The sequence below is a fragment of the Pseudomonas sp. FW305-70 genome (genome assembly GCF_058783925.1).
This window is the reverse complement of sequence record NZ_JBYSYZ010000021.1, coordinates 1-19,455: the sequence shown is the minus strand read 5'-3', so window position 1 is coordinate 19,455 and position 19,455 is coordinate 1. Positions and strand designations below refer to the sequence as shown.

The 19,455-nt window shown below is 62.2% G+C and carries 16 protein-coding genes and 1 pseudogene; 6 read left to right on the top strand and 11 right to left on the bottom strand.

The features are described from left to right. Positions 1–81 precede the first annotated feature (81 nt). The 3 genes from AC3WN7_RS16825 to AC3WN7_RS16815 all read left to right on the top strand — a co-directional run bounded on the left by AC3WN7_RS16825 (position 82) and on the right by AC3WN7_RS16815 (position 3,272). The gene (locus tag AC3WN7_RS16825; RefSeq protein ID WP_102674331.1) at positions 82–1,905 is read left to right on the top strand and encodes a glycoside hydrolase family 15 protein; all 1,824 of its coding nucleotides are present in this window, start codon (positions 82–84) and stop codon (positions 1,903–1,905) included. Positions 1,906–2,238: 333 nt separating this feature from the next. Beyond that, complete coding sequence (locus AC3WN7_RS16820) at positions 2,239–2,628, top strand: hypothetical protein (RefSeq protein WP_102674330.1); 390 nt, start codon at positions 2,239–2,241, stop codon at positions 2,626–2,628. 11 nt (positions 2,629–2,639) lie between these two features. After that, the gene (locus AC3WN7_RS16815) at positions 2,640–3,272 is read left to right on the top strand and encodes a BRCT domain-containing protein (protein ID WP_015094139.1); all 633 of its coding nucleotides are present in this window, start codon (positions 2,640–2,642) and stop codon (positions 3,270–3,272) included. A 38-nt stretch (positions 3,273–3,310) separates the two neighbouring features. Here the strand turns inward: AC3WN7_RS16815 and AC3WN7_RS16810 are convergent, their stop codons facing one another. Further along, positions 3,311–4,294, bottom strand: coding sequence for a GlxA family transcriptional regulator (locus AC3WN7_RS16810; protein ID WP_102674329.1), 984 nt, complete (start codon positions 4,292–4,294; stop codon positions 3,311–3,313). 88 nt (positions 4,295–4,382) lie between these two features. Between AC3WN7_RS16810 and inhA the strand changes: the two genes are divergently transcribed. Then, entirely contained in the window at positions 4,383–5,069 is a 687-nt protein-coding gene (gene inhA / locus AC3WN7_RS16805) for an isonitrile hydratase (protein WP_102674328.1), read from the top strand. Between the two features lie 286 nt (positions 5,070–5,355). Here inhA and AC3WN7_RS16800 read toward each other — a convergent pair whose 3' ends face one another. After that, positions 5,356–5,844, bottom strand: coding sequence for an SRPBCC family protein (locus tag AC3WN7_RS16800; protein WP_095968147.1), 489 nt, complete (start codon positions 5,842–5,844; stop codon positions 5,356–5,358). 287 nt (positions 5,845–6,131) lie between these two features. Between AC3WN7_RS16800 and AC3WN7_RS16795 the strand changes: the two genes are divergently transcribed. Then, positions 6,132–6,533 (top strand): lysozyme inhibitor LprI family protein, encoded by a 402-nt coding sequence (locus AC3WN7_RS16795; protein WP_102674327.1) that lies wholly within the window; start codon positions 6,132–6,134, stop codon positions 6,531–6,533. Between the two features lie 140 nt (positions 6,534–6,673). On the opposite strand, the gene peaD is transcribed toward AC3WN7_RS16795, so the two are convergent. The 4 genes from peaD to peaA form a co-directional block, all read right to left on the bottom strand. Further along, a complete protein-coding gene (peaD, locus tag AC3WN7_RS16790) occupies positions 6,674–7,792 on the bottom strand; it encodes a quinohemoprotein amine dehydrogenase subunit beta (RefSeq protein WP_102674326.1) in 1,119 nt (372 codons plus the stop codon). A 21-nt stretch (positions 7,793–7,813) separates the two neighbouring features. Further along, positions 7,814–8,137 carry a quinohemoprotein amine dehydrogenase subunit gamma gene (gene qhpC / locus AC3WN7_RS16785; protein ID WP_007971075.1) on the bottom strand — a complete coding sequence of 108 codons (324 nt, stop codon included), beginning with the start codon at positions 8,135–8,137 and terminating at the stop codon, positions 7,814–7,816. Between the two features lies 1 nt (position 8,138). Continuing rightward, positions 8,139–9,569 carry a quinohemoprotein amine dehydrogenase maturation protein gene (peaB, locus tag AC3WN7_RS16780; RefSeq protein WP_007971077.1) on the bottom strand — a complete coding sequence of 477 codons (1,431 nt, stop codon included), beginning with the start codon at positions 9,567–9,569 and terminating at the stop codon, positions 8,139–8,141. A gap of 83 nt (positions 9,570–9,652) precedes the next feature. Next, positions 9,653–11,233, bottom strand: coding sequence for a quinohemoprotein amine dehydrogenase subunit alpha (gene peaA, locus AC3WN7_RS16775; RefSeq protein ID WP_102674325.1), 1,581 nt, complete (start codon positions 11,231–11,233; stop codon positions 9,653–9,655). Positions 11,234–11,773: 540 nt separating this feature from the next. Between peaA and AC3WN7_RS16770 the strand changes: the two genes are divergently transcribed. Next, a complete protein-coding gene (locus tag AC3WN7_RS16770; RefSeq protein WP_102674323.1) occupies positions 11,774–13,264 on the top strand; it encodes an aldehyde dehydrogenase family protein in 1,491 nt (496 codons plus the stop codon). A 112-nt stretch (positions 13,265–13,376) separates the two neighbouring features. Here the strand turns inward: AC3WN7_RS16770 and qhpG are convergent, their stop codons facing one another. The 5 genes and pseudogenes from qhpG to AC3WN7_RS16745 all read right to left on the bottom strand — a co-directional run. Continuing rightward, a complete protein-coding gene (gene qhpG / locus AC3WN7_RS16765) occupies positions 13,377–14,672 on the bottom strand; it encodes a flavin-dependent monooxygenase QhpG (RefSeq protein ID WP_102674322.1) in 1,296 nt (431 codons plus the stop codon). Beyond that, a complete protein-coding gene (qhpE, locus tag AC3WN7_RS16760; RefSeq protein ID WP_102674321.1) occupies positions 14,669–15,346 on the bottom strand; it encodes a subtilisin-like serine protease QhpE in 678 nt (225 codons plus the stop codon). Before qhpE ends, qhpG begins: the two co-directional genes overlap by 4 nt. Continuing rightward, positions 15,336–17,054: an ABC transporter ATP-binding protein gene (locus tag AC3WN7_RS16755; protein WP_102674320.1), complete on the bottom strand. Its 1,719-nt coding sequence runs from the start codon at positions 17,052–17,054 to the stop codon at positions 15,336–15,338. The genes qhpE and AC3WN7_RS16755 overlap by 11 nt, the downstream gene beginning before the upstream one ends. Continuing rightward, the gene (locus tag AC3WN7_RS16750; RefSeq protein ID WP_102674319.1) at positions 17,054–18,958 is read right to left on the bottom strand and encodes a sigma-54-dependent Fis family transcriptional regulator; all 1,905 of its coding nucleotides are present in this window, start codon (positions 18,956–18,958) and stop codon (positions 17,054–17,056) included. Before AC3WN7_RS16750 ends, AC3WN7_RS16755 begins: the two co-directional genes overlap by 1 nt. 245 nt (positions 18,959–19,203) lie before the next feature. Further along, positions 19,204–19,314, bottom strand: a pseudogene (locus AC3WN7_RS16745) (histone deacetylase family protein); the annotation flags it as partial. Positions 19,315–19,455 lie beyond the last annotated feature (141 nt).

Genomic DNA, 19,455 nt, shown 5'->3' with positions numbered 1-19,455 from the left:
CTCACACTCCCCGCCAAGTGAACTCTCGGCCACCCAGACCAGTCAGCTAAATAGGCCCCAGACTCCCGGAGTTGCGCGACAATGGCTGATCACCCCGAACGCCAGAGCCCCATCGACGCCCACGGCATCATCGGCGACATGCGCAGCGCGGCGCTGGTCAACGACAAGGGCAGCGTGGATTTCTTCTGCTGGCCGGAGTTCGACAGTCCGTCAATCTTCTGCTCGCTGCTGGACACCCCCGAGGCGGGAATTTTCCAGCTATCGCCGGACTTGCCCGACGCCCGCCGCGAACAGATTTACCTGCCCGACACCAACGTGCTGCAAACCCGCTGGCTCAGTGACCGGGCGGTGGTCGAGGTCACCGACCTGCTGCCGGTCGGCGACACCGAGGACGACCTGCCACTGCTGATGCGGCGGATCCGCGTGGTCAGCGGCCGCGCCACCTTCCACATGCGTTGCGCGGTGCGCCATGACTACGCCCGCGCCAGCACCCGCGCGAGCATGGACAAGGATGACGTGATCTTCGAGGCTGCGGACCAGCCGTCCCTGCGACTGTGCGCCGATCAAGCCATGCACATTGATGCCAATGGCGCGGTCGCGCAGTTCACCCTTGAACAAGACCAGACCGCCCAGTTCCTGCTCGGTGCGCCTGGCGACCCACGCTTCAGGGAGGGTGCCGCCGATCTGTGCCTGACACGCACCCTGAAGTTCTGGCGCGACTGGATCGGCCAGTCCAACTACCGCGGGCGCTGGCGCGAGAGGGTCAACCGCTCGGCCCTGGCCATGAAGCTGCTGACCTCGCGCAAGCACGGCGCCATTCTCGCCGCGGCTACTTTCGGCCTCCCGGAAAGCCCTGGTGGCGAGCGCAACTGGGACTATCGCTACACCTGGATCCGCGACGCTTCGTTCACCGTCTATGCATTCATGCGCCTGGGCTTCGTCGAAGAGGCCAATGCCTACATGCGCTGGTTGCGCGGCCGGGTCAGCGAGTGCCGGGGCAAGCCGACGAAACTCAACATCCTGTATGCCATCGACGGTCGCCAGGAGTTGCCGGAAATCGAGCTGACGCACCTGTCTGGTCATGGTGGCGCACAACCGGTGCGCATCGGCAATCAGGCGTACGAACAGGTCCAGCTCGACATCTTTGGCGAGCTGATGGACGCGATTTACCTGGTCAACAAGTACGGCGAAGCCATCTCCCATGAAGGCTGGAAACACACGGTGGAAGTCATCGATCAGGTTTGTCAGACCTGGGAGCAAAAGGACGTCGGCATCTGGGAAATGCGCGGCGAGCAATATCATTTCCTGCATTCACGGCTGATGTGCTGGGTCGCCCTGGACCGCGCCATCCGCCTCGCGTCCAAACGCTCGCTGCCCGCCCCGTTCGCCCGTTGGGACCAGACCCGCCAGGCGATCCATGCCGACATCTGGGAGAACTTCTGGAATGAGGAGCACGGGCATTTCGTCCAGCACATCGGCGGCACCGGCCTGGACGGTTCGATGCTGCTGATGCCGCTGGTGCGCTTCGTCAGTGCCCGTGACCCGCGCTGGCTGGCAACCCTGCAAGCCATCGAAAAGAGCCTGGTGCGCGACGGCATGATCTACCGCTACCGCAACGACGACAGCCAGATCGACGGCCTGCCCGGCAGCGAAGGCGCCTTCGCCGCCTGCTCGTTCTGGTACGTCGAATGCCTGGCCCGCGCCGGCCAGCTCGACAAGGCCCACCTGGAGTTCGAACAGCTGCTCAGGTACGCCAACCCGCTGGGGTTGTATGCCGAAGAGTTCGACAGCCATGGGCGGCACATGGGCAACACGCCGCAGGCGCTGACGCATCTGGCGTTGATCAGTGCGGCGTGTTTTCTGGATCGCAGGTTGAGTGGGGAGAAGGTTGTCTGGCAGCCTTGAGAACGCGTCGCCCCTTTCGCGAGCAAGCCCGCTCCCACATTTACTTTTGAATGGGCACAAATTTGTGTCCGACCGAGAGCAAGTGTGGGAGCGGGCTTGCTCGCGAAAGGGGCATCAGCCACAACACAAGATTGACTGAATACCGCCGGGTGAACCGGTGACCGGTGCAAGCCAATCTCCTGCAACCACTAAACAAACCTGCCCGGTTATCAGCAAGCAAGGCATCTCAATTGTCCGAAAACGATTGTTGCCAGCCGCTATCACCCCACCTACCATCCTCAATCAACGGGTACAGCGGAGCTGTCCAGAACCACCCGAATTCAAGGAACCAGAATGACCCAACGCATCCATCGCAGCATCGACACCCCGCTCCGAACCGGTTTGAACCGCGAAGAACTCTGGGAGGCCGACGACAAGGGCCTGATCAAATGCTGGGAAGTCGGCCGCCAGCGCGCCGCCCGTTTCCCCGAACTCGCCCGACAGTGCCTCGCCGGCGAGTTGCCGGTGCTGGGCTGGAAAGGTGGCGTCAGCCGCAGCCTGAAGAAAACCGAAAAATACGGATCCCTCAAATACCTCGCCCAGTGGCAAGGCTTGCGCGGGGAAGACCTGGACGTGGACCTGGCGCAAGAACGAGCGCTGACGTGTGCTCGGACAGCCATGGTGGTGACGTTTACGCCGGATCGGGCGAAGTATTTCAATCAGGTGGCGGAAGTTGAATTCTAGGAGCAGGGACGATGGTCGATTTGCATCAGGAATTTCAAAACAGTGGATTTTTCCACGAAGCACGCATTGATAGACGTTCAGCCGACGCGTTGACAGGTATTGCGGCTGGACTCGCTGCCGATGGCAAGATCAACCAGCAGGAAGCCGAGTTTCTCAAGAGCTGGATCGAAGCTCATTTGTGTCATCTGGGTGATCCGGTCGTGAACATCCTTTATAAACGCCTCTCCGACATGTTGAGCGATGGCGTGCTGGACTCCGAAGAATCGGCTGAGCTACTGGATATGCTGCACCAGTTTGCAGGTCTGCCGGTTGGTTCTGGCCAGGTTTTCACAACGCCTTGCAGTCTTCCACTCGACAACCCTGCACCCGCGCTGAACTGGGTTGATCGGGTTTTCCTGTTCACCGGAGTCATGGCTTACGGTCCGCGCAAAGCATGCGAATCGCTGATTGTCGAACGCGGCGGCCTGATTGGAGGTTCGGTCAGCAAGAAAATCAACTATCTGGTGGTCGGCAGCATCGGAAACGATCAATGGCTTCATAGCACTTATGGAACCAAGATCAAAAAAGCGGTTGAGCTAAGAGAGAGTGGCGTTCCAATCGCGATCATCAGTGAAGAACATTGGCAAAGGGTGTTGTTCGGGTGAACTTGGGGTAACTGCATCGAGTCCAGACAAAAAGAACCTCAACGCCCCACTGGCTCTACTGCAACACTGACCGAAAACCGCTCCCGGTAAGCCTGCGGTGTCACCCCCATGGCCCGCAGGAAGCTGCGGCGCAGGGTTTCTTCGCTGCCGAAGCCGCATTGCACCGCCACCCTTTTGATCGGCACACCGGTATCGCTGAGCAGACGCCGCGCGGTTTCGACGCGGATCAGTTCGATGGCCCGGGCCGGGGTCTGGCCGGTGTCGGCGCGGTAGTGGCGTACGAAGCTGCGTTCGCTCATGCCGGCCTGCAAGGCCAGGGTCGGGATGCCAAGGTCCTTGGTCAGGTTTTCGCTGATCCAGGCGTGGAGTTCGTCGAATCTCTTGCCTTCCTGTTGCAGGGACAGGGTCACGCTGAATTGCGACTGGCCACCCGGACGCTTGAGAAACACCACCAGTTGCCGGGCGACTTCCAGGGCCATGTTGCGCCCCAGGTCCTGTTCGACCATGGCTAGTGCCAGGTCGATGCCAGCCGTCACGCCGGCCGAGGTCCAGACCGGGCCGTCGTTGATGAAGATCGGGTTGGGTTCGACCTGCAAGCGCGGGTGCTGTTGCGCCAGTTGCTCGCAGCGGGTCCAGTGGGTGACCACCCGCCGGCCATCGAGCCAGCCGCTTGCCGCCAGCAGAAACGCACCGGTACACACCGAGGAAACCCGTCGGCAGCCACGGGCATGCTCGCGCACCCAGGCGACCAACGGCGCATCTTGCGCCGCCGCGTAGACACCCCAGCCACCGGCGATGATCAGGGTGTCAGTGCCGTCATCCGGTAAGGGTTCGGCCAACAGCGCCAGGCCCGCCGACGACATCACCGCCCCGCCGCCGCTGGCAATCACCGTCGGTGCATAGGGTGGCGGCAGGCCTTGCTGGCGGGCAATGTCGTTGGCCGAGGCGAAGACCTGCAACGGCCCGGTGACGTCGAGCAATTGCACGTTGGCGAACGCGAGTACATGGATGGTTTTCGACATTTGGCGTAATTCGTGGGGATATTGGCGTATACGCCAAATCCTACGAGCCTACAGTCAAGCCGTCCACCCACTTCACGAGAAAAACACCATGACGTTGCAGATCGGCTTTCTGTTGTTTCCACAGGTTCAGCAACTGGACCTGACCGGCCCTTATGACGTACTGGCCTCGCTGCCGGATGTGAAAGTGCATCTGATCTGGAAGGACCTGATGCCGGTCACCGCCAGCACCGGCCTGCTGTTGAAACCGACGACCACCTTCGAGGATTGCCCGGCGCTGGACGTGATCTGCGTACCCGGTGGCAGTGGCGTCGGGCCGTTGATGGAAGATGACCAGACCCTGGACTTCCTCAGGGCCCAGGCCGCCAACGCCCGGTACATCACGTCGGTGTGCACCGGCGCACTGGTACTGGGCGCGGCGGGATTGCTCAAGGGCAAACGCGCCACCACTCACTGGGCCTATCACGAGTTGCTCAAGCCGCTGGGCGCAATCGCGGTGAAGGATCGGGTGGTTCGCGACGGCCATCTGTTGACCGGTGGCGGGATCACCGCCGGTATCGACTTCGCCCTGACCCTGGTCGCCGAACTGTTCGACCCGGCCACCGCCGAGTTGGTGCAGTTGCAACTGGAATACGCTCCGGTCCCGCCGTTTACGGCGGGCAACCCCGAGACAGCGCCGGCCAGTGTGCTGGAAGAGGCTCGCCAGCGGGCTGCGGGGTCATTGAAGCTGCGGGCGGAAATCACCGAGCGCGCGGCGGCGAAACTCGATCGTCAGTAAGAAAACGGCGGCGGGTATCCGCTTGCTGCCGCCCCGACCTTTCCTGCGGTCACAAAAAAACCCGCCGAAGCGGGTTTTTCCAAGACCATGACGACTCCTTGTCGCAGCGTTCCTTGCATATGGTCGATCATCCGTGATCCTGAGCACATCCTGTGCTTCAGTGGGTGAGGCCAGAATACGCATCGGATCCAAATTGTAACAGGCGATATCGCTACCATCGCGTGTAAGACATTCGCTATAAGCCACCTTCCGAAAACCCTTAGATGCCTCAGGCGTCGAGCCGACTTCAGCCTCCCTGTTGCTCGTGGGACTTTGCATTGTCGATCAAAAACTGCTCGATATTGTTCATTTGCTCTTCCCATCCACGACTATCCATCCGGAAAGCCTTTTCCCGGCGCACATCGGGGATGTGATCGAAACCAGACTCGGAGACTCTGAGCAAGGTGCCTGCGTCATGATCTTCCAGTTCGAACTTGACCAGGGTGGTTGGCTCCTGGGAATAGTCGATCTCGGGACGCACCGCGTACGGATGCCAGCGAAACGAAAACAACCGCTCCGGCTCGACCCGCTCGACCAACACGTTCCACAATACGTGTTCATAACCGGGGTACGTAACCCGGCCCTGGGTCCACTCGCCTGCCACAAAACGCTTGCCTTCCAGCGCCACGCCAAACCACTTCCCGAACTCTTCGGCATGGGCTATCACTCGCCAGACCTGCGAACGCTTGGCCTTGAGCAGGATTTTCCTTTCGATGCGATCAGATGCTGGGTTCATAAGTCACCTCCTGTACTTGAACAGTAGGTCAGTAAGACCACAAGACCAACCCTAAAGTTGTACCAATCGGGATGCGCAATCAACCATACCTGAGATATTCGGTTGCATTTGCACGGATAAGTTCTGGGGCAATCACAAAGTCGGAGGTCGAAACTGCTAACGTTTTCCTTCGAAACAGCATCGAATGGCAATCGCTGGTGAAACATTCGCAGTGGCAAGCGTAGCGGGCTGAATCCGTCACAGCGCTACACTGCACCTCAACTTTCGGTCACAGCGAGTCATCCGGCATGAACCCACGCTTACTATTGGCATTGACGCCCCTGCTGTTCACCTCCATGGCTGTCGCCGTTGACTGCGACAACGCCAGCGACCAGGCGACGATGAACCAGTGCGCGGCGCAACAGAATGCGGCCGCCGACAAGGAATTGAATGCGCTGTACCAGCAGATCACTTCGCGATTCAAGGGCAACCCGGACAACAAGAAACTGCTGGTGGGTGCACAGCGGGCGTGGGTTGCGTTCCGCGATGCCGAGTGCAAGTTCTCGACGTCCGGGGTGGAAGGCGGGAGTGTGTATCCGCTGATCTATAGCAACTGCACCACGGAACTGACCAAGGCGCGGGTGCAGACGTTCAAGAACTACCTGAAGTGTCAGGAGGGGGATATGAGTTGCCCGGTGCCGGGGGTTTAAGATTTTTAGTGTTTTTGAGGGCCTCTTCGCGGGCAAGCCCGCTCCCACAGGGTTCAGCGGTGTTCACACAATAGTGACCACACCACAAATCCACTGTGGGAGCGGGCTTGCCCGCGAAGGCGTCGGTTCAGTCGCCGCAATTACCGGACAAATATCTGCGCCGTGGTAATCGCCATGTCCCCGCCCGGCAATTTGATGCTGCCCGTCTGTTTGAGGCTGTCGGCATCGAAGATCGCCACGTCGTTGAACGTCCCGGCCAGGTAGATCTTGCTGCCGTCCTTGTTGAAGGAAATGCAGTAGTAGGAGTGATCAAGCGTCGCCGCCTGGAGCATTTTCTTCTCCTTGATGTCGTACTTGGCCAGGCGATTAAGCACACCGAACATCAGGTTCGGATCCTTGGGCGAGCGCATGCCGCTGAAATAGATTTCCGTCAGTGGCCCGAAGTCGGTGGTTTCGGTCTTGCCGGTTTTCAGGTCGACGCTGAACAGGCCATACAGGTATTCGGCGGTGGCCGGGTCCTGCTTCTTGTCCTTGAATTTCGCGGCGGTGTAGAGCAGCGAGAAGTCATGCCGGTACGTCTGCTGGTTCCACACGTAGAGCACGTCCGGCGCGCTGTAGTTCGGGCGTTTCCAGTGACGGCTGGGGATCAGCACGTCGAACTTGCCGGTCTGCACATTGACCTTGTAGACGTCCGCCCCCGCCACATACAGGGTGCCATCGTCGCCACTCTGCATGATGGTCAGCTGCCGCGGCGCCGGGAAGCTGCGCAGCGGCTTGGCATCCATCCCGGCGTCAGTCGAGTACACGTCCAGCCGAGGCTGCTGCACTTCGTAGCGGTCGTTCATCATCAGCGTCGGGTTGGCGACGGTGTACAGCTCCTTGCCGTCGTGGCTGACCGTGAAGGCGAACATCGACTTGGCCTTCTCACCCGGCTTCTGGGTGATGCTGGCGTGGAACACCTGTTTGCAGTTGTCCAGTTCGACGCCGTAGACGTCCGCATAGTGATTGTTCAGCACGTAGGCGGTCTTGCGATCCGGCGACAACTGCACGGTGCCGGGGCCGAAGGCGTCGGGCATCTTGCAGGTCTTGAACAGGGTGTCGGTGGCCAGGTCGATCACGTGCAGGTTGTTCGGGTAGTTGGTGGTCACCATGTATTCGTGACCGACTTGCAGCGCGGTGTTTTCATCGGCCAGAACACTGACGGAACAGCTGCTCAGGACGGCGAACGCGGCCAGGCCGCAGGCTTTGATGTTACGCATGCTGGAATCCTTCTTCTGTGATCACTTGTCTTTGGGGAAGACAGTGCCGAGGTTGCGCCAGTTTTCGTTGGACGCCTGGGCATCCTTGTTCCAGTCCGGGTAGGTGCTCATCATGTCGGGCACCTGGGCCGGCCACCAGCACGGGTCGGAGCAACCGTAGAGATCGGCCTCCATCGGCTGGCACAGCGACGACACACCGCCAAACGCATCGATTTCCCAGCCCGGGTCGGTGGTCGAGGCACAGCCCGCCACGGAGCTCATGGCCACCACTTCTTCTATGCGGTTCTCGTCCGCGGCCTGATCCAGCTTCAACGCTTTGTTATTGATTGCCTTGAGATGTTTCATATCAGTGAGCCTTGCGCGGAGTGATGTAGCTGCTGATGAACGCAGGGTTATGGGCCATGATCCGGGTGTAGACCTCGATGCCGAAGTCGACCCAGTCACGCATCAGTTCGCAGTAGTGATAGGTCGGGTGCGTCGGGTCGCCGTAGCGGGCGTAGCTCTCGTGGTAGCAACCGCCGGAGCACAGGTTACGGATCTGACAGTCTTCGCAACCGGTATTGGTGCGGTCCAGGCGCTGGGACAGGAAGTCGTTCAACTCCACCTGCTTGACGCCGCTGTGCACGTTGCCGAAGGTCGGCAGGCTCGAACCGGTAAAGCGGTGGCACAGGTTCAGCTCGCCCTTGTGATCGACCGCCAGCATCTTCAGGCCCGCGCCGCACGGCAGGGCCTTTTTGTGGCCTTCGTGGATATCGGTGATCAGCTGGTGCAGGTTGGAGAAACCGATGTTGCGGTGCTCCAGCGCCGCTTCCAGATAGCGCCGACCGAGTTTTTTCATGTTGGCGAAGACTTCGATCAACTCGTCGCTGGTGAGGTTGAAACTGCTGATGTCGCCGGACGTCACCGGGGCAAAACCGACTTCGGCGAAACCCAGTTCGTTGAACAGGTGATCCCAGATGGTTTCAACGTCGGTCACGCCGGTGGTCAGGGTCACCCGCGCGCCCACCGGACGGCTGTTGTAGCGCGACAGCAGCATCTCGGCCTTGCGCCGCACCACGTCATAGGTGCCCTGCCCGCCCACGGTGATGCGGTTGCGGTCGTGTACGGTTTTCGGACCGTCGATGCTCACCGACAGCCCGAAACGGTGGGCGTTGAGGTAGTCCACGGTTTCTTCGGTGAGCAGCGTGGCGTTGGTGGTCATGACGAATTCGACGAACTTGCCGGCCTCGCGAAAACGCTTCTCACAGTAATCGACCATGTACTCGATCAGCTTGCGGTTGCTCAGCGGTTCGCCGCCGAAGAACACCACGGTGAAACGCTCTTCGTCCGGGGATTCGCGCAGCAGCATTTCCACCGAAGCGATGGCCGTTTCCACGTCCATTTTCTTGCCCGCCGACGGCTTGTCGAGGTCTTCCTTGTAGCAGTAGGTGCAGCTCAGGTTGCAGCCGGTGTTGACGTTGAGCACCACGGTGTTGATCGCCGTGCGCTCGACCCGTTTGGTGGCGATGTCCGGGGTCAGCGGCGAGCCGTCGCTGACCAGTTCCAGGGCCATCAGCTCGCGCAGGGTCTCGGTGATTTCCTCGCCGTTGAAGCGCGCCGCCAGGCGCTGGATCAGGTCGTCCGAGGAGCAGCCGGGACCACGCAAGGTATCGATGATGGTGCCCGTCAGTTCATCGCTGGCGAACAGCGAACTGCTGGGGATGTGAAACAGCATGCGGTCGGCATCGACCTGCACTTCGTGCAGGTTGCGTTCGACCAGATTCAAGATAGCGCCCATTGCAAACCTCCTGTGCAAACCCCGCTTGGCGGGGCCTGCGGTCATTCCAAAAAGATGTCTGAAACCGTGAGAGATCAGTCAACTCATGGAATGGGTGGATTGTTCCAGCGTTGCACGGTCACGATCAGGTGGCCTTCGCCGGTCAGGGATTTCCCGGCGTCGTCGACGGCGGCGATCACCTTGAGGTTGCCGGCGTTGTTGGTGGACATCTTGCGTGCCGGGTTCGGCCCGGCATCGCCCGGGGTGAACACACCTGCGTCGGCCTGCATGGTGCCGGCGAACTTGACGTCTTCGTCCTCTTTGGCGCGTTCGTCGAAGGCCTCGACCTTCCACTGCGCCGGGAACACGCCGATGCGGTACGGCTTGCCATCGGCGCCTTTGCCCCAGGCCTCGGCATCGAAACGGCCCTGGACTTTCGGCGTCGATCCACCACCATCGCCGATCCGCGCCACCGAGAACTCCGGCACGACTTTGACTTCGGCGATTTTGCTGTACACCGACAGGCTCGGGCCTTTCAGCGTGCCGACGGTGACTGCACGCGCGCCCGGCTGGGCATTGGCGGCGGCCTTGAGCTTGACCTTGATCTGCTCCGGGCTCTGCGAGACGACTTCAACCACTTCCACGCCTTTGCCGAAGTTCGGCTTGCCGGAAAGGCCGCTGCCGATCAGGGTCACTTCGGTTTCGCTGCCGGCCTTCACGTAGCCCGGTTGCACCGCCAGCAAACGCTGGGAACCCTGTTTGGCGGCGACGAAGTCCAGACCGCGCTCGTCGTGCTCGGCCTCGAACATGCGGCCCTGCATGGCATTGCCCTGCGCTGCGAACACCTGGCGCATGGTCACGCCATCGATGGTCACGTTGCCGCGCCATTCATAGCCGGTATAGAGAATCGCGCTGCCGTCGCCGTTGAACGGCGAGCCGTCCGCGTACAGGCCTTTGACGTTGACCTTGAAGGTGTCGCTGCCGTCGGCCGTCACGCTCATCACACCGGCCAGCTCGCCTTTGCCCGGCAAGTGGCCGCTGAAGCTCCAGTCACCCGCCAGGGCTTCGCTTTTCGGCGCGGCGCTCTGCCATTTTTTCCAGGCCGGGTTGTCCAGCGGATAACGCTTGGCCAGCAGCGGCACCATTTCTTTGCGGGCCAGATCGAACCAGTCGCGGTCGCGGGACAGGGCCTGGTATTCGAGTGACGGCCATTGGCCGAGGTGGAAGTTCACCAGGCGCTCCCATTCCTGGGCGGGCCGCCGTTGCAGGGCCACCCGCGCACCGGAGTGGCAGCGGCCGCACATCTGACTGGTCTGGTCATCGAATTGCTCGACGGTATTGAGCCGGCGTTCCAGCGCATAACGCACGCCGTCGGTTTCGCTCGGTGCCAGGCCCTGGGTGTCGGCCAGGTATTTGACCAGCGTGCGGCGGTCGTCGTCGCTGATCTGCAAACCGTGCATGGTCTGCATCCGGGCGATGCTCATCAGCCAGCCTTCCGGCGTTTTGCGCTGATGGCTGATGCGGCTCAGGGCATTATCGGCTTCGGGGGTGTGACAGCCCTGACAGGTTTCCTTGAGGATGGTCTGGGCGTCACGGGCTGCCAGGCTGTGAGGCGAATGCAGCGCTACACAAGCGGCTACGGCCAGCAGGCTGGCGCTCATGCCTGATCGGAGTTTTCTCTTCATCAACGTCGAACCTCGCACGGTGCGTTCTTATTGTTGTGGCTTATCGTTTTTATGGTTTCTGCCGTCGGCGGTGAACCGCTGACGGAGGCAGGAGAAACGTCTGCAATGAGCAATACACGGAGCGTGCCAGCTTATGAATACCTCAATGAATCAATGATTTGCCGATAATGGCCGGTGTTTTGCCAATCCTGTCGCCGGCGTTGCGCGTTTAATTTCGCGACAACTGTTTCAGCCTGAGACAAGCATAGCTTTCTGTAGGAGCGAGCTTGCTCGCGATGGTCGTTAACGATTACGCGTGCTTGCCGACTAAACGTGGCGCTCTTTCGTCCATCGTCGGAACGCCGCCAGGAGCAAGCTCGCTCCTGCAGGGTGTTGTGTTCGGGACGTCTCACGTCGTCGCAATTTGCGACGTTTATCCTTCGCAGGGTGATCCGCAGAGAATCTGTCACGCCCCGGCAGATGGGGCCTTCGGGCCGAAAAAACACAACTGGCACAGCCATTGCGAAAGACCTCGCCACACGAACAAGACGAGGTTTCATCATGTCGCTCCCAAACCTGCTTCCCGCCACTTCGGCATTCATCCAGCGCGCCCCGCGCATGCTCATCGGCGGTGACTGGGTCGAGGCCGCCGACGGCCAGACCATGCCCCTGCACAACCCGGCCACCGGTGAAGTGCTGTGCGTGGTGCCACGGGCAACGCCGGAGGATGTCGACCGCGCGGTCCTCGCCGCCCGCCAGGCATTCGACGATTCATCCTGGACCCGCACCCGCCCCCGGGAACGGCAGAACCTGTTATGGAAACTCGCCGACCTGATGCAGCGCGACGCCGAGCTGCTGGCGCAACTGGAATGCCTGAACAATGGCAAGAGTGCCGCCGTGGCCCAGGTGATGGACGTACAACTGGCCATCGACTTCCTGCGCTACATGGCCGGCTGGGCAACCAAGATCGAAGGCTCGACGGTTGACGTCTCGGCACCGCTGATGCCCGACGATCAGTTCCACAGCTTCATCCGTCGTGAAGCGGTGGGCGTGGTCGGTGCGATCGTTGCCTGGAACTTCCCGCTGCTGCTGGCCTGCTGGAAACTCGGCCCGGCCCTGGCCACCGGTTGTACCGTGGTGCTCAAACCCGCCGATGAAACCCCGCTGACCGCACTGAAACTCGCGGAGCTGGTGCTGGAGGCCGGTTATCCCGAAGGCGTGTTCAATGTGGTCACCGGCACCGGCATCACCGCAGGCTCCGCCCTGACCCACAACCCGCTGGTGGACAAGCTGACCTTCACCGGCTCCACCGCGGTGGGCAAGCAGATCGGCAAGATCGCCATGGACTCCATGACCCGGGTCACCCTGGAACTGGGCGGCAAGTCGCCGACCATCGTCATGGCCGATGCCGACCTGAAAACCGCCGCGGCCGGGGCCGCCAGCGCTATTTTCTTCAATCAGGGCCAGGTCTGCTGCGCAGGTTCGCGGCTGTATGTGCAGCGCAAGCATTTCGACAATGTGGTGGCGGACATCAGCGACATCGCCAACGCGATGAAACTCGGCAACGGCCTGGACCCGAGCGTCGACATGGGCCCCTTGATCTCGGCGCGCCAGCAGGAGCGCGTCTACGGGTACATCGAAAAGGGCCGGGAAAGCGGCGCGACCATCGCCTGCGGCGGCGAGCAGTTTGGCCCGGGGTTCTTCGTCAAGCCGACGGTGATTGTCGATGTCGATCAGAAGCACTCACTGGTGCAGGAGGAAATCTTCGGCCCGGTGCTGGTGGCGATTCCGTTCGATGACGAGGCCGATGCCCTGCGCATGGCCAATGACAGCCCCTACGGCCTGGGGGCGAGCATCTGGTCGAATGATCTGGCGGCGGTGCACCGGATGATTCCACGCATCAAGTCGGGGTCGGTGTGGGTCAACTGCCACAGCGCCCTGGACCCGGCGCTGCCGTTCGGCGGCTACAAGATGTCCGGGGTCGGGCGTGAGATGGGGTATGCGGCGATCGAGCATTACACCGAGTTGAAGTCGGTGCTGATCAAGTTGTGATTTGTAGCGTCCTTTAGGCCGCCTTCGCGGGCAAGCCCGCTCCCACAGGGGAATGCATTCCAGTGTGGGAGCGGGCTTGCCCGCGAAGAGGCCGGTCCAGACAGCCCAAATATCAGGGTTTGAATCCCTGAGCCAACAACCAGCCGCGAACCCTCCTTCCCTGCTCCACCGTCAACCCGGCCAATACCTGCTCAGCCGGCTCCGTGCGCAATCTTCTTACAAGCGGCGCCACCTCCACCCCCTGCACATGCCAGATCCCCAGCGGCTGATCCACCGTGATCACCACCTCGGCCTCGTCGACAAATCCGTCACGCAACACCGGCGCGAGTTCGATTCTCAGGGCATTAAAATCGGCCTCGGCATGGGCAATTTCACCATCCGGCCATTGCCGTCGTGCCTGCCAGAATGGCTGATCCAGCCAACGCTGTTCATCGGCATAGAAATCCCGGCCGATCCGCGCAAAACGCAAAAACAGCTGCTCCACCCGCTGCTCGTGGAAACGCCGGGCCAGAGCCGCTCGCTCAGGCTTGCACAACAGCGTGTTGATCACCGTCGGCGCCTGCAACGCCGAGGAGAGGGATTGGAAAATGCCGTTGCCCGACAACGGGTCCACGGCCATCGCCGCATCACCGACCCGAATCCAGTTATCGCCGCACACCTGCGGGTTGAGAATCGCCGTGCTGCTGCGGGCATGCAGCTGCACATCCAGCTCCGGTTCGCCGCCGAAAAAAACACGAGCCACTGCCGACTCCCCACGTCTTTGCCGGCAGTAATCGAGCAACATGGCCTTGCCCGGCAACCCGGCACTGGCCACGTCCACCGTCCATTGCCAGTAACACTGACCGTCGGCCCGGCGCGCCATCCATGCCCAGCCATCCGTAAGGCTTTCCACGGCGCTGGCGGTGCTGCCCGGCGTACCTTGCCAGCGATTGAGCAGGCTGACGGTCTCAGGGCCACGCATGCCCCTGCCGATAGCGGGTGCCTGACGTCCTCGGGCTTCCACGAGAAACGGCGCAAGCAGCGATTCGTGTCCGTCAATTTCGATTCGGTGGCCATTGGCCGATGACTGAACCCTTAGCACCCGGCCTTCGATCAGCTCGACCCCCGCCAGGCGCAAATCCTCACGCAGGCCTCGGTCAAACAGCGGACGGTCGAGCAAGTACTCGATGTTCTGCGCATGGCGCTGGCCGTTCCAGCTCACCTGGCGTTGAGAAGGCAGCGCCGCCTCCGTCAACGCCTGATGCAGGCCCGCGCTGCGCAAGGCATCCAGAACCCGCACGGACACGCCTTCAAGCGCCGCAAACCGGCGCCATTCGCTGATCAGCGTGACGCGATGGCCAAGCCGCCGTAGCCCCAGTGCGACAGCGGCTCCAGCCGGTCCGGCGCCAAGAATGACGATGTCCGTCATGGCCCGAAGCGCCGTTCAGGGCCACGGTAACGGGCATGGTCGCGCAACCACTCGATGACTTGCTCATTGCTGGCATCAGGCTGCTCGACAAGGAACCCGGCGATGTGCCCGCTCAACGCGGCACATCCGAGGCTCGCCCCGGATTGCCCCGGGTACGTGCCATGCACACAGGCGGCGAAATCCGCCTGGGCGCTGTTGAGCCACGACCATTCCTGTTCGGCGCAGCGCGCATCGCCGGTCACCCGCAACACCTGCGGATAGTTGGCCGGAAACACCCCGCCCCCCTGGGCCGGACTCGACGCACACAACAGCACGCCCCGTGCCACCGCCGCCGCGCAGGCCGCGCGCAACAGGCTGCGATCCTGGCGCAGGCCGAGGCTCAGATTGATCAGTCGCACGTTCTGCGCCACCAGCCAGTCAATCGCCGTGGCGATCTGCAGGGCACTGGTGACACCGCGCTGGTCGAACACCTGGGCCATGCAAAACAGCGCCGAGGGTGCACGCCGGCCAATCGCCTCGATCACCGCACTGCCATGCCCCAGCGGATCCTCGCGCAAGTCGCCCTCGGCCAGTCCGTCTTCGAGCAATGAAAAGCGCCGACCGGCGATCACTTGCACCCGTTGCGCCGCCGAATGGCCGCTGTCCACCACACCCACGCGCAACTCAGGTTTCATGCAGCACCGTTTTCGAGGTCAGCACGCCGTCGAGCAATTCGAACCGCAGATCGGCATCGGCCAGGGTTGAAGGGCGATGGCTGATCAGAAAGCGCGTGCGTGCGGCAAACAAGCGGTCGATGGCGTCGATGACTTCGCGCTCGGTGGCTTCGTCCACCGCAGAGGTCGCTTCATCGAGCACCAGAATCAATGGGTCCTGCAACAGCGCCCGGGCAATCGCGATGCGCTGCTTCTGCCCACCGGACAACTGCTGGCCGCGCTCGCCCAGCGGACTGTCGAGGCCCTCGGGCAAGGACTCGATCAGGCTGTCGAGTTGCGCCAGGCGCGCCACTTCGGCAATCGCTTCGCGACTGGCGTCCGGCACCGCGTAAGCCAGGTTGTCGGCGAGGCTGCCGCGAAACAGCACGATGTCCTGGCTGACGATGGCAATGCGTCGACGCAACTGGAACAGGTCCAGCTCGCGCACATCGACGTCGCCCAGCAGGACCCGGCCCGATTGCGGATCGTGATGGCGTTGCAGCAGGTCGATCAGGGTGGATTTACCGACACCCGAGCCGCCGCTGAGGGCCACTTTCATACCGTAGGGAATCCGCGCTTCGATGCCGCGCAGGGTCGATTGGCGACCGGGATGGGCGAAATGCACGTTGTCGAACCAGAGATCGCCGCCATTGGGCATCGGCCGTGGTCTGGCAGGCGTCGACACGGTCGGCTGTTCGCCGCGCAACTCCATGACCCGGCCGAGGCTGACGGTCATCCGCTGAATCGCCACGTAGAGCCCGAGCAGGCTCTGTACCGGCCCCACGGCCATCCCCAGGTAGGTGGAAAACGCGATCAGCGCACCGAGCTGCCAGGTGCCCTGCACCACCCAGTATCCGCCGATCAAAAAGGCGCAGGCCCGGGACAGCGAGGTCAGCGTGCCCGGCACGGCCTGGGTGAAAAACTCGGTGACTTGCAGGCGCAGCAACTGGCTCATGTAGCCTTGCCCCAGCGTTTCCAGGCGCCGCGCTTCGCGCTGTTGCTGGCCGGCGGACTGGATGAACTTCATCACCGGCAAGGTCTCGACCATGAACGACGACATGTCTGCCGAACGCTCGCGCAACTGCCGCACATCGCGCTCGACCTTGCGCCGCATCCAGCGCAGCCAGAGGACATCGAGAGGGATCAGTACCAGGGCCAGCAGCGACAGTTTCCACGACAGCGTCACCAGCATCGCGATGGCAACCACCAGGCCAATCACGCTCGACACCGCCGAGAACAGCGAGTCCACGGCGAACCGCTGAATCTCCGCGACGTCGCCATCGAGGCGCGACATCAGGTCACCGATGCGCCGCTGCCCGTAAAAGCTCGGCGACAGGGTTTGCAGATGCCGGTACAGGTCATCGCGCAGGGCAAACAGCATGCGCCCGGACAGGCGCGTGTGCAGGTAGCGGTTGATGCCCGAAAGCGCCGTGCCCAGCAGCCCGGCAACGACCATCAGCCCGGCGATCAGCACCAGCATCGGGAAGTTGCGCGCCAGCAGGCCGTCGTCGATCAACAGCTTGGTCAGCCAGGGTTGCACCAGCACCAACGCCGAAGCACAGACCGACAAGCCCAGCAGCCCGGCAATCGCCAGGCGATGGGGGCGCACGAAGCTGTACAGCCAGCGCAGCGACGCTTGCAGGGCTTCGGGGTTCTGGCTGTCGATCAGCCGAACGATCAGGCGTTGCATCAGGAGCGCAACTGTTTGAGCTTGCGATACAGGGTCGCGCGGCTGATACCCAGGGCGTCGGCGGCGGCCGAGACGTTGCCCTGATGCGTGTCCAGGGACTGGCGGATCAGCTCCAGTTCGTTTTCCCGGATGCTGCTGGCCTGGGGCCGTTCGCTGGCGGTCAATTCGTCGAGCATGCTGTCGGGCAGGTGGTCGAGGGTCAGCACGGTTTCACCCGGTTCGCGCATGGCCAGCGCGGTGCGCAGGACCATCTCCAGCTGGCGGATGTTGCCCGGCCAGTGATAGCCGCTGAGCAAACGATCGAGATCATCGTGCAGCACCACGGCGGGTGCGCCCAGTGTCGTCAGCAGGCGGCTGACCAGCGCGGCGAAATCTTCGCGTTCGCGCAGGGCCGGGAGCATCACGCTGATGCCATTGACCCGGTAGAACAGGTCCTCGCGAAAGTGTTTTTCTTCCACCAGACGCTTGAGGTCGCGGTGGGTGGCGCAGATCAGCGCGACGTCGATGTCCTGCTCTTCGCCGGCGCCCAGGGGCGCGACCTTGCGATCCTGCAACACCCGCAAAAGTCGGGCCTGTAAGGCCAGCGGCATGTCGCCGATTTCATCGAGGAACAGGGTGCCGCCATGGGCCTGTTGCAGGCGGCCGACCATGCCGCCCCGGCGTGAACCGGTGAACGCGCCTTCGCGGTAGCCGAACAGTTCGGACTCGATCAGGCCTTCGGGAATCGCCGCGCAGTTCACTGCCACGAAGGGTTTGTCGCAGCGCACGCCGGCCATGTGCAGGGCACGGGCGATCACTTCTTTGCCGGTGCCGGTTTCGCCCAATAACAGGACCGGCAGTTCGTTGGCCAACCCTTGACGGGCCATGCGCAAGGCTCGGGCGTAACGGCTGTTACTGCCGGCGAGCGCTTCCAGATCCGGTTGCGCCTTGGCCGGTTTCGCGACCGTGCGCGGCGGGCTGCTGACGTTGATCGAGCGTTGTGGCGCGCGCAGGGTTTTATAGAAGAACTCACCCTTGGCGGTCTGCAGGCTGCCGGCTCCACCCTGATGCAGACGCGCCAACAACTGCAGACCATCGACGCCGAGAAACTCCTCGCAGCGCCGACCGACCAGGGCCGAGCGCTCGGCGTGGAGCAACTGACAAGCCTGGGCGCTGACCGCGAGGATCTGCCCGCCAAGGCTCACCGCCAGCAGGCCTTGCCACGGGGATTCGAGGTATTGGCGACGGCTGTGGAAGGCGAGGACGATTTCGTCCGGGTAACTGGCGTTGAACACCCGGCTTTCGATCTGGCTGACGGCCATGGCCAGCAGCGCCGTGCTGTCATGGGCACGGCCGAGCGGGCCTTCGCGGGTCAGGTCGAGAACGCCGAGGATGTCGCCCTGTGGGCAATGGATTGGCACCGAAGTGCAGGAAAAATCACTGAGGCGATCCAGGTAATGCTCGCCGCAATCGATCAGGGTCGGCCGTGCTTCCACCAGTGCCGTGCCGAGGGCGTTGGTGCCGCGGACCGCTTCGCTCCAGCAGGCGCCGAGGGTGATGTCCTGCAGGCCGCTGCCCTTGAGACGGTCGGCGCGGCCTTCGACGGCGAGGATGGTGGCGTCGGAGTTGGCGAGGATGATCAGCCCTTCCTTGCCCTGACGCTCGGCCAGGTAATCGATGGCCGGTAACGCGGCGTCGATCAGCAGGCGATTGCTGGCCAACAACAGGTCGAGGCTGGCGCTCGATTCCAGCGCCAGTTCGTGCTTGGCATTGAAATGCACGCCATGACTCAGGCTGCGCCGCCACGAAGCATCGATTTCCGCACGCAGGACGCCATCCGGCACTTCGCCTTCCAGGTGCAGCTTTTCCCGGGCCAGCCGGGCTTCGCGATGCAGTTTGGGGGAGTTGGTTTTTATTAGCGTCATCAAGCGCTCCGGGTCGTCCGCCCTTGCGCCTTCATACGTCGGCGCCCTGCCGCAATCTTTACGTTAACGTAAGGGCTATGGCAAGTGCCGTAGGGCGTTTGTGTTCCGTCAGGTGGACCGCGTTATCGTTCTTCGCGGGCAAGCCCGCTCCCACAGGTTCAGTGCCGTCCGCAAAGCTGCGGTTTTACTCGGACACTGTGGGAGCGGGCTTGCCCGCGAAAGCAATCATCCAGACACCCAATATCTCAGAGCTGCCACACCTCAGGGCTCACAAAAAACGCCCTGGCATTATCCTCCAGACTCTCCAGGTGATACCCGCCCTCCTGCACGATCAGGCACGGCAACCCGAGGCTGCGTTACATTGAGTGGAAGGAAAAAGGGAGGGCATCCATTGCCCTCCCCTCCGTGGTCCACGCTCCTTGCGACAGTACTGGCCAGGACCTCAAGTGGCCAGGATGAAGTCCGTTTGATCAACGGCCGCGCTGTTGACACCGACA

Bases quoted from the DNA above. Each gene is read 5' to 3' on its own strand.
- peaB (WP_007971077.1), bottom strand. From the start codon at position 9,569: ATGGGCGCTATCTTGAATCTGGTCGAACGCAACCTGCACGAAGTGCAG.
- AC3WN7_RS16800 (WP_095968147.1), bottom strand. From the start codon at position 5,844: ATGAACCCAGCATCTGATCGCATCGAAAGGAAAATCCTGCTCAAGGCC.
- AC3WN7_RS16755 (WP_102674320.1), bottom strand. From the start codon at position 17,054: ATGCAACGCCTGATCGTTCGGCTGATCGACAGCCAGAACCCCGAAGCC.
- AC3WN7_RS16815 (WP_015094139.1), top strand. From the start codon at position 2,640: ATGGTCGATTTGCATCAGGAATTTCAAAACAGTGGATTTTTCCACGAA.
- qhpC (WP_007971075.1), bottom strand. From the start codon at position 8,137: ATGAAACATCTCAAGGCAATCAATAACAAAGCGTTGAAGCTGGATCAG.
- AC3WN7_RS16810 (WP_102674329.1), bottom strand. From the start codon at position 4,294: ATGTCGAAAACCATCCATGTACTCGCGTTCGCCAACGTGCAATTGCTC.
- qhpG (WP_102674322.1), bottom strand. From the start codon at position 14,672: ATGACGGACATCGTCATTCTTGGCGCCGGACCGGCTGGAGCCGCTGTC.
- AC3WN7_RS16825 (WP_102674331.1), top strand. From the start codon at position 82: ATGGCTGATCACCCCGAACGCCAGAGCCCCATCGACGCCCACGGCATC.
- qhpE (WP_102674321.1), bottom strand. From the start codon at position 15,346: ATGAAACCTGAGTTGCGCGTGGGTGTGGTGGACAGCGGCCATTCGGCG.
- inhA (WP_102674328.1), top strand. From the start codon at position 4,383: ATGACGTTGCAGATCGGCTTTCTGTTGTTTCCACAGGTTCAGCAACTG.
- peaA (WP_102674325.1), bottom strand. From the start codon at position 11,233: ATGAAGAGAAAACTCCGATCAGGCATGAGCGCCAGCCTGCTGGCCGTA.
- AC3WN7_RS16795 (WP_102674327.1), top strand. From the start codon at position 6,132: ATGAACCCACGCTTACTATTGGCATTGACGCCCCTGCTGTTCACCTCC.
- peaD (WP_102674326.1), bottom strand. From the start codon at position 7,792: ATGCGTAACATCAAAGCCTGCGGCCTGGCCGCGTTCGCCGTCCTGAGC.
- AC3WN7_RS16820 (WP_102674330.1), top strand. From the start codon at position 2,239: ATGACCCAACGCATCCATCGCAGCATCGACACCCCGCTCCGAACCGGT.
- AC3WN7_RS16750 (WP_102674319.1), bottom strand. From the start codon at position 18,958: ATGACGCTAATAAAAACCAACTCCCCCAAACTGCATCGCGAAGCCCGG.
- AC3WN7_RS16770 (WP_102674323.1), top strand. From the start codon at position 11,774: ATGTCGCTCCCAAACCTGCTTCCCGCCACTTCGGCATTCATCCAGCGC.